This is a genomic window from Burkholderia sp. 4M9327F10 (assembly GCF_005503145.1).
Lineage (GTDB): Bacteria > Pseudomonadota > Gammaproteobacteria > Burkholderiales > Burkholderiaceae > Paraburkholderia.
This window is the reverse complement of sequence record NZ_SCNV01000044.1, coordinates 40,745-52,798: the sequence shown is the minus strand read 5'-3', so window position 1 is coordinate 52,798 and position 12,054 is coordinate 40,745. Positions and strand designations below refer to the sequence as shown.

At 63.8% G+C, this 12,054-nt stretch carries 15 protein-coding genes; all 15 read left to right on the top strand.

Going from position 1 to position 12,054, the window contains the following annotated elements; genetic code table 11:
* The first annotated feature begins 141 nt into the window (after positions 1 to 141).
* The 15 genes from FFS45_RS29780 (at position 142) to virB11 (ending at position 12,051) form a co-directional block, all read left to right on the top strand.
* Complete coding sequence (locus FFS45_RS29780; protein WP_137958219.1) at positions 142 to 675, top strand: hypothetical protein; 534 nt, start codon at positions 142 to 144, stop codon at positions 673 to 675.
* A gap of 116 nt (positions 676 to 791) precedes the next feature.
* Positions 792 to 1,025, top strand: a complete 234-nt coding sequence (locus FFS45_RS29775) for an AlpA family phage regulatory protein (RefSeq protein WP_137958218.1) — start codon at positions 792 to 794, stop codon at positions 1,023 to 1,025.
* Positions 1,018 to 1,302, top strand: coding sequence for a hypothetical protein (locus tag FFS45_RS29770; protein WP_137958217.1), 285 nt, complete (start codon positions 1,018 to 1,020; stop codon positions 1,300 to 1,302). Before FFS45_RS29775 ends, FFS45_RS29770 begins: the two co-directional genes overlap by 8 nt.
* A 345-nt stretch (positions 1,303 to 1,647) precedes the next feature.
* Entirely contained in the window at positions 1,648 to 2,256 is a 609-nt protein-coding gene (locus tag FFS45_RS29765) for a hypothetical protein (RefSeq protein WP_137958216.1), read from the top strand.
* Positions 2,256 to 2,918, top strand: coding sequence for a lytic transglycosylase domain-containing protein (locus tag FFS45_RS29760; RefSeq protein WP_137958215.1), 663 nt, complete (start codon positions 2,256 to 2,258; stop codon positions 2,916 to 2,918). Before FFS45_RS29765 ends, FFS45_RS29760 begins: the two co-directional genes overlap by 1 nt.
* A gap of 122 nt (positions 2,919 to 3,040) precedes the next feature.
* The gene (locus tag FFS45_RS29755) at positions 3,041 to 3,310 is read left to right on the top strand and encodes a TrbC/VirB2 family protein (protein WP_249362988.1); all 270 of its coding nucleotides are present in this window, start codon (positions 3,041 to 3,043) and stop codon (positions 3,308 to 3,310) included.
* A 28-nt stretch (positions 3,311 to 3,338) separates the two neighbouring features.
* Positions 3,339 to 3,671, top strand: coding sequence for a VirB3 family type IV secretion system protein (locus FFS45_RS29750; protein WP_137958213.1), 333 nt, complete (start codon positions 3,339 to 3,341; stop codon positions 3,669 to 3,671).
* On the top strand, positions 3,661 to 6,117 hold the full coding sequence (locus tag FFS45_RS29745; RefSeq protein ID WP_137958212.1) for a VirB4 family type IV secretion/conjugal transfer ATPase: 2,457 nt from the start codon (positions 3,661 to 3,663) through the stop codon (positions 6,115 to 6,117). The genes FFS45_RS29750 and FFS45_RS29745 overlap by 11 nt, the downstream gene beginning before the upstream one ends.
* Complete coding sequence (locus FFS45_RS29740) at positions 6,114 to 7,277, top strand: type IV secretion system protein (protein ID WP_137958211.1); 1,164 nt, start codon at positions 6,114 to 6,116, stop codon at positions 7,275 to 7,277. The genes FFS45_RS29745 and FFS45_RS29740 overlap by 4 nt, the downstream gene beginning before the upstream one ends.
* 14 nt (positions 7,278 to 7,291) lie before the next feature.
* On the top strand, positions 7,292 to 7,987 hold the full coding sequence (gene virB5, locus FFS45_RS29735; RefSeq protein WP_137958210.1) for a P-type DNA transfer protein VirB5: 696 nt from the start codon (positions 7,292 to 7,294) through the stop codon (positions 7,985 to 7,987).
* A gap of 10 nt (positions 7,988 to 7,997) precedes the next feature.
* Complete coding sequence (locus FFS45_RS41900) at positions 7,998 to 8,174, top strand: hypothetical protein (protein ID WP_171029790.1); 177 nt, start codon at positions 7,998 to 8,000, stop codon at positions 8,172 to 8,174.
* Complete coding sequence (locus tag FFS45_RS29730) at positions 8,171 to 8,875, top strand: type IV secretion system protein (RefSeq protein ID WP_134166530.1); 705 nt, start codon at positions 8,171 to 8,173, stop codon at positions 8,873 to 8,875. The genes FFS45_RS41900 and FFS45_RS29730 overlap by 4 nt, the downstream gene beginning before the upstream one ends.
* Positions 8,872 to 9,702: a TrbG/VirB9 family P-type conjugative transfer protein gene (locus FFS45_RS29725; RefSeq protein WP_137958209.1), complete on the top strand. Its 831-nt coding sequence runs from the start codon at positions 8,872 to 8,874 to the stop codon at positions 9,700 to 9,702. Before FFS45_RS29730 ends, FFS45_RS29725 begins: the two co-directional genes overlap by 4 nt.
* A complete protein-coding gene (gene virB10 / locus FFS45_RS29720) occupies positions 9,695 to 10,936 on the top strand; it encodes a type IV secretion system protein VirB10 (protein ID WP_137958208.1) in 1,242 nt (413 codons plus the stop codon). Before FFS45_RS29725 ends, virB10 begins: the two co-directional genes overlap by 8 nt.
* Positions 10,933 to 12,051, top strand: a complete 1,119-nt coding sequence (gene virB11, locus FFS45_RS29715) for a P-type DNA transfer ATPase VirB11 (RefSeq protein WP_137958207.1) — start codon at positions 10,933 to 10,935, stop codon at positions 12,049 to 12,051. The genes virB10 and virB11 overlap by 4 nt, the downstream gene beginning before the upstream one ends.
* Positions 12,052 to 12,054: the final 3 nt, after the last annotated feature.

The following is a 12,054-nucleotide window of genomic DNA, read 5'->3' as shown; positions in this document are numbered from 1 at the left end:
GTGTAGGCAATCAATAGATTAATGGGAGGTCAGGGGGAGGGTGCTGCTCCCGCGAAAGAGGATCTCTGGCCAGGCCGTGCCGTGATTGAGGTATCGACGTTGATATCGAACGGTCCCGTGCTGCACTGAAGAGGAGGGAGCATGTTCGAACCGACCGATGGCAGACTGGCACAAGGAATTCAAGATCCGACATCAACGCCTGAGCTTGAATACTGGCAACGACGTACTGAAGAAGCACAGGCCCTGATTACGCGTCTGACAGCGCGCCTCAGGGGCCGCGACCGACGTATTGCCCGTCTGGAGCTGGCTATCTCCCGGACCGTAGTGATGAATCACGTGTGGGCGTCACATCTTGAACGCAGGCTCGAACGCCTGCCTATCACTGTTACCATCCCGGCCGACACACCGACCGCAGATGCCGCGCATGGGCGCGGCATGACCGTGCGTCTTCCTCACCTGACGAGAACCCTTGAGGCGCTCTTCGAGGTCATGCAGGAGTACTGGTCGGAGTGGGAGCCCGATCGGCCGCCGAAATCCTCCACGGTTGCGCGCGCACTCGACGAAAGACTCGGACTCAAAGGTCAGGCGAATGGCGAGGCGTCGCGCAGTTCGCAGACGTTGGCCGCCGTATTGAGGCCCGACTCGGTCAACGAGTCGGATGGGCGCCATCACTGATGGCTACTTCTGACGGGCACTTCCGACGATATGACGGAATTGCCCGTCAGGCTCCCCACCTGATTGAATGAGACCCATGCAGCAACTCTTTCGAACAGGACAGCGGGAGGTTGGCCATGTCGGTCCAGTTGAGGGGAACAGGCGCGATACTACGGCGCGGGCAGGTCGAACGGGAGGTCGGACTGAAGCGTTCGACGATCTACCAGCGGATGCAGGAAGGCACGTTTCCGCGCCCGATCCGTCTCGGCGATCGCGCGGTGGGCTGGCGTGCATCTGACATTGAGCAGTTCCTTGAAGACCCGGCGGGGTATCGCGTCTCGCCGCCTGCCGAGGATGATCGTGATGTATGAGCGCGCCACACAGCGATCTCTCGACGCACGGCTCGATAACTGGGCGAGCGCTGGCCGTGGTCCGTACGATCCGGTCGATGCGGATCATATCGAATGCGCATGGAGGCGACTCGCCGTGCGTCACCGCGATCTGTTGCGCATGGTGTATCTGTGGCGTGCCGGTCGCGAGGTGATCTGTCGCCGGCTCGGGATTCCAAGGTCTCCCTGGCGCCGGTATGAGCTTGAGCTTTCATCTGCGAAGCAGGCGCTGGCGGGACTGCTAGCGGAGAAACCTTGAATTGACGTATCCGGGAGCATGCCGGAAAAGCGCGCGGTCGGTCGATGCGGCACGATCTCGCGGTTCGGTGGCACAGCCCCGGCAGTAATTCGACAACCTGTTCCGGCCGACGTGCGACATGCACGGCCGAGTACGCATAGGCGGCCCCGACGTATCGACGGATGCGTGTGAGCACGGCGGTCGTGTTCCGATCTGAGACCTGCGTTCGCAGGTCTTTCTGTTTGTGTGCCTGATCCTGACGACTGATCCCCCTTGAGCCCGCGGTTTGCCCCCCAGGCGCCATGGGTTCCTTTTTCACCATCCGGTTCGACACCTCGGCGTTGCATCGATGGAAGGAAACGGATCATGAATTTGTTTCGTACGGAATTGATGGGATGGCGGTTGCATACGATGCGCGGCATTGTGCGTCGGTGGGCGCTTGCCCTGACGCTGTTCGCCGGCACTTCCGTTCTCGCGCCTGGCGTGGCGCACGCGGACGACTGGGGTTGTCAGGTGCTGCTTTGCCTGTCGAACCCGGGCGGTCCTGAGCAGTACGGCGCGTGCGTGCCGCCGATCGAGCGACTCTGGAGTGCGCTGCGCCATGGCGATCCGTTTCCGACCTGTGACTTCGGCGCAGGCGGCTCGCAGGGAACGTCCGCGACCAATACCTTCGCGAGCGGCGGGTATTGCCGGGAAGACCTCCTGTACTGGGGCAGCCCGGAGCAAAGCGAACTGCTGTGCCGTGCCACGGGCGCAATCAATGTCGACATCGACAACCAGCTCTATACCCGGGTCTGGTGGGACGTGGCCGGTGCGGGGGCGAGCATCACCGAGTTCTACGGTGCGGGCACTACGCAGACTCCGTCTCAGGTGCCGTCTCATATCCCATACGACCCGACGCAGTCTGCTGCGCTGTTCCTGCAGCAGAGCGAACAGCAAGGCGGTCAAAGTGGCCAAAGCGGCGGGGGGCACTGATGTTGCCGTCCGATTTCGCCACGCTCGTGCAACAGTGCGCGCCCCAGGTCTCGCCGGTCACGATGGCCTCGATCGTGCGGACCGAGTCCGGATTCAATCCCTATGCGATTGGCGTGGTGCACGGTCGACTGGTGCGTCAGCCAGCGAACCAAGCTGAGGCTGTGGCCACGGTCCGCGCGCTTGCGGCCGCCGGCTGGAACTTCAGCGTCGGTCTCGCTCAGGTCAACCGAGCGAACTGGGCGGCGTATGGCCTGAACGAGCAGAGCGCGTTCGATCCGTGCCGCAACCTGGCGGCGGGAGCTGCGGTCCTCGAGGGCTGTTTTACCGCAGCGCGCCTTGCGCAAACGGATGCCCGGCGTGATCCACAGGCTGCGCTGCGCGCAGGCCTGTCGTGCTACGCGAGCGGCAATTTTTCGACGGGGTATCGCACCGGGTATGTGCAGCGTGTGGTCGATAACGCCCACCAGCCCGCGTCGATTCCCTCACAGACCGTCGTGCCGGCGATTGAGCCGATTCTGGTTATTCCGGCTGCTCCAACTGATCGGGCGGTGCCCGCAGCCCGGACGTCGTCACAACCGGTGAGGCATCGGCTGCCGGATTCGCCGGATACCGCATCCGGCACGAATGCCGACGACTCAGGCGGTAGCGCGGTGGTGTTTTAGCCCGGTATCTCTTCGATAGCAAATCCAGTTCAGTTAGAAAGGAGTTTTTCATGAATTTAGGAATACTTATCATAAAGAGGAAACCCGGACATATGCCTGTCCCACTTTCTTCTGGTCGCCGGATGGCGCGATGGGCTGCTGTCATCGCGACTGCGATGCTGGTGGCCTCGCCCGCATGGGCGCAGCTGTCGCAGGTCAATACGCTGCTGAGCACGATCCAGACGACCCTTCTGGGTGTCGGCGGTGTGATCTGCTCGATTTCTATCATCTGGGCGGGCTTCCGGATGATGTTCCAGCATGCCCGGTTCGGCGACATTGCGAATGTGTTCATCGGCGGTCTTTTCGTCGGGTGCGCGACCGTGATCGCCGGCATGCTCATCCCGACGAGCTGATCCGGGGCCAGCAACCATGAACCCGATCATGAATACGCTCAGGGATCCCGTCTTCAAGGGATGCACGCGGCCCGCCATGCTCTGGGGTGTGCCGCTCGTACCATTTCTCATGGTCGGCGGCGGCATGCTGATCCCGGCCATCTGGGCCTTGCTTGCCAGCCCACCGCTCGGTGTCGGGCTGCTGTTCCTGATGATCCCGGTGTTCGTCGCCATGCGCGTCGTCACACGCCGCGACGACCAGTGCCTCGCGCAGTACGCACTGCGCCTGCGCATGGTCCTGCGGCAGGGTAATCGCCGCTTCTGGGGTGCGCGCGCCTACGCGCCGGTTCGCCTGAAGAGGAGGGGCCGACATGCTGGCTGATCCGACACACGGCGCCGTTTCAAAACGTGAGGTGGCGCTTGCCGACTACATCCCTTACTCGACGCACGTCACCGATCAGGTGATCAGGACGCGCGAGGGCGATTACCTGCGGATCTGGAAGCTTTCCGGCATCGCATTCGAGGCCGCCGATCCGGTGGACATCCTCGTGCGCCATGATGGCTTCAACCAGTTGGTGCGTGCGCTGCCCGGTGGTCACGTCGCACTCTGGACACACCGGCTGCGCCGGCGTGTCTCGGACCACTTTGCCACGCCTTACGGCAACCGCTTCTGCCAGGAGCTGGCCACCCGCTACTACGCGAGCTTCGCGGGTTACCGGATGATGGCCAACGAACTGTATCTGACGCTCGTCTATCGCCCTAAGCGCACGAAGCTCGGACGCGTCTTCAGCCGTGCGGCGCGCCGCACGCGCGATGACATCCGGCGCGACCAGCAGGAAGCGCTGAAAGTGATGGACGAACTCGGCGCCCAGGTCGAGTCGGGGCTGAAGCCCTATGACCCGGTGGGGCTCGGGGTCTATCGTAAGTCGAGTCCTTTCATGAAGCGACCGCGCCGGTATTCGTCGGCGCTGGAACTGCTCGGCTATCTCGTCAACGCCGTCTGGGAGCCAGAGCCAGTCCCCTCCGGAGCGATCCGCGAGGCACTGCCGAACTCGCGCCTGTTCGTAGGCGTCGAGAAGGTCGAGATCCGCATGCCAGCCGCGACGCGATATGCCGCGCTGCTCGACCTGAAGGACTATCCCGAAGAGACCGAGCCGGGCATGCTCAATGGCCTGCTGTATGGCGACTTCGAGTATATCGAGACGCAGAGCTTCACGATCCTCGACAAACCCGGTGCGAAGGAAGCGCTGGAGCGGCAGCGCAACCAGCTTATCGCCGGCGAGGATGTGGCTGTCTCCCAGGTCGAGGCGATGGACCGGGCACTGAACGATCTGATCAACGGCGATTTCGTGCTGGGCGAATATCATTATTCGCTCGCGGTGCTGGCTGATACGCCCGGGGCAGTCTCGAAGCACGTTGCGAAGGCCCGCACGCAGCTTGCCGACGCCGGATTCCAGACTGCGCTGATTGACCTCGTGGCGGACGCCGCATGGTTCGCGCAGTTGCCGGGCAACTGGCGTTACCGGCCGCGCGAAGCGAAGCTGACGTCCCGCAACTTTTGCGGCCTGTCCAGTCTGCACAATTTCGCGACCGGCAAACGCGACGGCAATCCGTGGGGCGAGGCGATCACGATCGTCAAGACGCCGAGCGGCCAGCCGCTGTACCTGAACTTTCACGTGACGCCCGAGAAGCAGGATTCGGCCGACGAGAAGGCGCTCGCCAATACCCAGATCATCGGCCAGGCCGGTGCGGGCAAGACGGTGCTCGAACTGTTTCTCCTCGCGATGGCGACGAAGTTCGGTCTGACCGCGGTGCTGTACGACAAGGATCGCGGCACCGAGATCGCGATCCGGGCGATGGGCGGCATCTATACCGTATTCCGCCGTGGCGACGCGACCGGACTCAACCCGTTCCAGATGACGCCGGACGAGTCGGTGCTCGACTTCTGGGAGCGGTTGGTGCGCAAGCTCGTTGACACGGGTCTGCCGCTGTCCGCCAAAGAAGAACTCGACATCTCGCGCGCCGTGCGCGAAGTCGCTCGCATGGAAAAGCCATTGCGGCGCCTGTCGATGGTGAGGCAACTGCTGCCGAATGTGGGCGAGAACAGCCTGCACGCGCGTCTCGCGAAATGGTGTGCGGGCGGGCGCCTGGGCTGGGTGCTCGACAACCCGACCGACACCGTGGACCTCGCACGCGCGAATCTCTTCGGCTTTGACGATACCGAACTGCTCGACGACGCGGAAGTCTCGACTCCCGTCACGATGTATCTGCTGCACCTGACGGAAAGCCTGATCGACGGCCGGCGCTTCATCTATGTGATGACCGAATTCTGGAAACGGCTGGGCGACCCGGTCTTCACGGACTTTGCGAAGAACAAGCAGAAGACGATCCGCAAGCAGAACGGGCTCGGCATTTTCGATACCCAGTCGCCAGCGGATGTGCTGCGTAGCGATATCGCACGGGCGCTGATCGAGCAGAGCGCGACCTTCTTCTTCCTGCCGAACCCGCGAGCCGACTACGACGACTACGTGCATGGGTTCAAGCTGACCGAAGCCGAATTCAACATCGTGCGCAATCTCGGTGAGAACAGCCGCATGTTTCTGGTCAAGCAGGGGCACCAATCGGCGATCGGAAAGCTCGATCTCGCGGGGCTCGGGGATGTCCTCGATGTTCTGTCGGGTACGACCGACAACGTCGAGCTCCTCGACACGATCCGCGCACAGGTGGGTGACGACCCCGATGTATGGCTGCCGGTTTTCCACGCGCAACTCGCGAAGCGCCGGGCGACCCAGGCAACCCAGACAACTCGTGCAGGAGGTACGCGATGAGCGGGCTCTTTACCGCGATCGGCGGCACCCTCGAAAACGGCATGTCGACCTACGTCACGAACGTCTCGTCGGCGCTGTCGGGCGCGCTGGTTCCCGTTGCGACGACCGCCGTCACGATCTGGATCCTCGCCTATGGCCTTGCGATCGTGCGCGGTGAGGCGCACGAAGCCGTGCCCGCATTCGCATGGCGAGGACTGAAAGTGGCCGTCATCCTCGCTTTTGCGCTCGGCAGCGGCCTCTACCAGCAACAGGTCGTGACGGCCGTCAGCGGTGCGACGTCGGGCCTTGCCCAGGCGATCCAGATCGCCGCCAACACCACGGGTGGCGGCAACCCGGGTTGTGGATCGGTCAGCGGCAGCAGCGTGACGTCGACGAGCGCAACCAGCATCTACCAGACGCTTGACTGCTACGACCAGCAGATCGATCTGGTGCTGGATGCCTATTCCGAGAAGGCGACGCACGAAGGGCTCAGTCCGAGTGGCCTCGCTGCTGCCATCGGCGACATCGTGTGCGGGTTCATCGCGGCGGTTGGCGGCTCGATCTTCCTGATCGTGCTCGCGTTCGAGGTCGTGATGGGGCGCATGCTGCTCGACCTGGTGCTTGGAATTGGTCCGATTTTCATCGCGTGCGCCGCGTTTGCGCCGACTGCCCGCTTCTTTGAGGCATGGACCGCAAAAGTCGCGAACTACGCGCTGCTGCAGGTACTGGTGGCCGCTTTCCTGGGGATGGCACTGACGGCGTTCTCGACCGAACTCGCACCATTCCAGGTGACGACGTCTGCGCCCGGTGCCAACGCGGCAGCGCTGGTGGCGGCCAGTCAGGCGGCGCTCGAAGCCGCGTCGGCCTGGGGCGCGGCGCTCGGCATGTTCGCGACGGCAATTTTCCTCGCGATGGTCGGCTGGCAGTTGCCGTCGGTGGCGTCTGGCCTGTCCGGTGGCGCGACCGTGTCCGGCTTCGGTGCGTTTGTGGCGGGTGTGGCGTCGCGGCGTCTCGCGACCGTGATCGGTCAGGTGCTTACGCGCGGCGGGAATGGGCCGCGTCCTGGCGGCACGATCCGTGACCGGACGGGCTCCGGGGGCGGATCGGGAAATTCATCGGGCGGCGTGGCGCCGGCTTATCAGCGCGCTGCGCACGCCAACCTGGGACAGCAGGGCAGTTGAGAGAGGTGGACATCATGAGAGCACGATTGAAGGTAGCCGCTGCTGCACTCGTCTGGGCGGCAGTGTCTCCGGTGGGCTATGCCCAGGGCATTCCGGTATTCGATGCGCAGAACGTGGCGCAGGCCATTGCGACGGTGATGCAGCTTGAGCAGGAGGTCCAGCAGGAGATCCAGATCTACCAGTCGACGGTCGGCACGCGGGGCTTCGGTGCGCTGCTAAGCAATCCGGTGGTGGCGAATTCGCTGCCGTCGAACTGGCAGGGCGTGTACACGGCAGTGCAGAACGGCGGCTACGCGGGGCTTACCGGAAGCGCCCAGGCGCTGCGTTCGGCCAGCGAGATCTACAACTGCGAGGATCAGGCCGGCATCGACCAGCAGGTGTGTCAGCGGGCACTGAACAAGCCGTTCCAGGACAAGGCTTTTGGCCAGCAGGCGTACCAGGCGGAACAGCAGGAACTGAACCAGATCCAGAGCCTGATGCAGCAGATTGACGTCACGCAGGACCCGAAAGGTATTGCAGAACTGCAGGCGCGCGTCCAGACGGAGACCACGGCAGTCGGTGACGAGATGACCAAGCTGCAGCTCTTCCGGATGCTCGCGGATACCGAAGACCGGCTCGTCGCCGAGCAGCAGAGCGAACTGGTATTGAGTCGGGCGGGCAATACCGTCCGGCTGCAGGACCAGATGGTGCCGGCTTCGTTCGGAAACTGAGGGGACGATCATGAAAAAATTGCTGACCGGATCGCTCCTGGTAAATTTCGTTATCCTAATCAGTGGATGCTCATCAGATCCGCCGAAACCCGTCCTGCCGGATGGCTCGCATCGTGTGCCGGTCAACCGTGAGCTTCCTGTTCCGCCGGTGCCGTCTGCCGCGTCGACGGTGGGGGCGGCATCATGAGTACGGACAACGACTATGGACGCGTGCTTGACATCGAGGCATCGCTGACTCACCTGCAGGAGCAGTCCGAGCGACGGGCTTGGCACGTGGCCTACGGGGCGGTCGGTGTAGCCGTGCTCAGTGTGATGGCACTGGCCGTCATGGTGCCGTTCTACCGGGTGGTGCCGCTACCGATCGAGGTCGATCGTCTGACGGGCGAATCGCAGGTGATCGATGTGCTCGATGCGCGCCACGTGCATACAAAGGAAATCCAGGACAAGCACTGGGTTGAGGCGTACGTGCGCGAGCGGGAACGCTACGACTGGGGGCTGCTGCAGATGGATTACGACAGCGTGCTTGCCATGAGCGATGACGTGGTCGCGCGCGACTACCGCGGCATCTACAGCGGCCCCGATGCGCTGGACCGGCAGCTTGGCCCGAACACCGAGCGGCGCGTGCGGATTCTCTCGACGACGCTGCCTCCCGATGAACCAGGGCGCGCGGTCGTGCATATCGAGCGCACGACTCTGAAGAACGGTCAGGCGAACGCCGAGCCGACGCAGCGGTTCGTCGTCACGCTGGCCTACGCCTACCGGCCGCCGGTTTTCACGCGTGAGAGCGTGGCGGTTGCGAATCCGTTCGGCTTCAAGGTGACGGCTTACAGCCGCGATCCCGAATATACGCCGCCGGCTTCTTCCCCAAGCGCGGGAGGTGCGCCATGAGAACGCTCCCTCTTCCGGTGCTCTGCCTTGTAGGCCTGCTGGTGCTGAGTCCGGTCGCCCGTGCCTGGGATGTGCCGGGCTGGTCTGATGACTCGCGGGTGCGGCAGATCGTGTATGCGCCCGACGCCGTCGTGCGCATCGATGCGCAGCGAGGGTTTGCCACCCATATCGCGCTCGATCCACACGAGCAGATTCAGGTAGTCGCACCCGGCGATCGCGATGGCTGGCAGGTGGTGGCGAACAGGGGAGACCACGACGTCTACCTGAAACCGCAGCTCGCCGCGCACAACTCGAATCTCGAGATCCGCACGGACAAACGTAGCTACAGCTTCGATCTGGTGGTGCTGCCGCTAAAGGCGAAATTCGGCAACGACGAGGAGATGTACCGGGTGACGTTCGTCTACCCGGATGAGGTCAGCGCCCAGACGCATGCCGAAGCCGATGCGGCGCTGGTAGCGCGGCGTCTTGCGCAGCCGTCATTGGTGCGCAACACCCGGTATTCGATGCAGGTCATGCCACATTCGGACGACATTGCACCGGTCGCGGCGTGGGACGACGGGCGATTCACCTCGATCCGCATCCCGGCCAATCGGCGCATCCCGGCGATCTTCCGGGTGGCGGATGACGGCACGGAGAGCGTGGTCGACAAACACATGGAGAACGACACGATTGTCGTTCACGAGGTGGCGAAGCGCTTTGTGTTGCGGCTCGGCGACGAGGTCGTCGGTATCTGGAACGACGCGTACGACATGGATGGTGTACCACCCCGCGACGGCACAACCGTCAACGGCGTGAAGCGCGTCTTGCGGAGTCCGGATCATGAGTGACGATATCCGCAACACGATTGAACCGGATGATCCGTCCGGCCAGCATCCGACCGGATCTGATCGCAGTGCTGTCGACGAGTCCGGAGCGCAGGTCGACCGAGGCATGCCTGCGCTCGGGCAATACCGGGGCACACGCCCGCGCGCCTGGTGGCTGACACCGCTGGTGGTCATTCTCCTGGCCGGTGCCGGCGCGGTCTGGACGGTTCACACGTTCCTCGCACGCCACGACGCGGAGGCGAAAGCGCACCGCGACGCAGTCGAGGGCACGGCAACCCAGGGACGCGTTTTCAGGGACGCGCCGGTGGCCGCGGGCGCGGCGTCGACGCCAATCGCGGCAAGTGCGCCTGCTGCGGTCTCGGGGCCAGTCGTCGCCCGTCCTCCTGTCACGGTTCAGCGCCCGCTACCGGTCCGCAGCTATTACGATGCGCCGCTACTCGCGGCCGGTAGCACGCCGGGGGCGGTTGGCCAGGCTGGAGGCCTGACAGGTATGCTCGCCGCAGGCGGTATCGCTGGCGGCGTCGAAGTGGCCTCGTCGGTGGCGGCATCGGTTCCCGGCCAGCCATTGACAACACCGGGCCAGGGCGGGATGGGGGCACTTGCGCAGGCGTTGACTCCGACCGCCAAGCCGCGGGTGCGTGCCGGTACGCTCGGTGACCGTAGCCTGATTCTCGCGCAGGGCGCGAAGATCGATTGCGCAGGCGACACCGCGTTCGATTCGACGGAAGCGGGGTTGTCCACCTGCACGGTGACGAAGAACGTCTATTCCGATGACGGGCGGGTCGTGCTGATCGAGCGCGGTTCACAGATCAACAGCCAGTATCGTTCGAACCTGTCGTCCGGACAGAAGCGGACTTTCATCCTTGCGGCTCGCATCGAGACGCCCCACGGCGTGACCGTCGAGATTGACTCGCCAGTTGCCGATGCGCTAGGTCGCATGGGGATCGATGGCTACGTCGACAACCACTGGGGGCAGCGCATTGGCGCCGCGATGACGCTGGGCATCACCCAGGACGCGATCGGATATCTGGCCACGCGAGGCGGCAACAGCAACGGGTCGATCGTCTACGAGAACACGCAGCAGCAGGGCAACGACATGGCGACGCGGGTGCTCAACAGCACGATCAATATTCCGCCGACACTGACGCAGAACCAGGGCGCCGAATTCACCATCGTCGTCGCGCGCGATCTGGATTTCGGGACGGTCTATGCGCTGCAGCCGGAGCGAGCACCATGATCGACCGCGCTGACATGCAGGATGGATACGTCGATACCGTGCTCGTGCGGCTTCCGGACGACGCGTCGGTACGCGAGCTGATGCGGCCGTTCGCGCCGCTGCTTGACGATGCCGACGTGACTGAACTGGTCATCAACCGGCCGCAGCGCGTGCTGACCGAGACCCATCTCGGCTGGCGCGGTCACGACTATGCCGATCTCGATTACGAGCGGCTGATGTCGTTCGCGGTCGCGGTCGCAACGCTCACGAACCAGGAGGTGTCGGCGCAGCATCCGGTGCTCTCGGCGTTGCTGCCCGGAGATGCACGTATCCAGATCGTGGTACCGCCCGTCGTGCCGCGGCGCACCGTTTCGGTGACGATCCGCCGGCCTTCCGCGCGCGAAAAGAGCCTCGACGCATATCGCAACGAAGGGCTGTTCGACGACACTATATGGCACCGTCCGGATGGGCTCGACACGGTGTTGCAGGCGCTGCGCCCGACAGACCGGAAGCTTGTGCAGTGCCTCGAAGAGCGGGACTGGTGTGCCTTCTTCGAGCGGGCCGTGACCGGGCGGCTGAACATTGTGATCGTCGGCAATACGGGGTCGGGCAAGACCAGTTTCATGAAAACTCTCTGCCGCTCGATTCCGGCGACCGAGCGGATCGTAACGATCGAGGATGTCCGCGAACTCTTCATCCGGCACATCGAGAACTGCGTCCATCTGCTGTATAGCAAGGGCGGTCATGGTCAGGCACGCGTGACGCCGGCCGGCCTGATCGCGAGCACGATGCGCATGCGTCCCGACCGCGTGCTGCTTGCCGAACTGCGCGGTGCCGAAGCCTATGACTTCCTTAAGCTGCTGACGACCGGCCACGCGGGCTCCATCACGAGCTATCACGCGTCGAGCGCGACGGTTGCGATCGAGCGCTTTGCACTGATGGCCAAGGAGCACCCCGAAGCCGCGACCTATGACGATACGGCACTCAAGCGTCTTCTCACCCTGACGATCGACATCGTTGCGCACATGGAAGCGTATCCGCTCTACGACGAGGCGGGCAAACAGACCGGCAAGCGCTGGGGCATGACGGAAGTCTGGTTCGATCCGGTGCGCAAGGCGCGCACGACGTTTTCCTGAGGC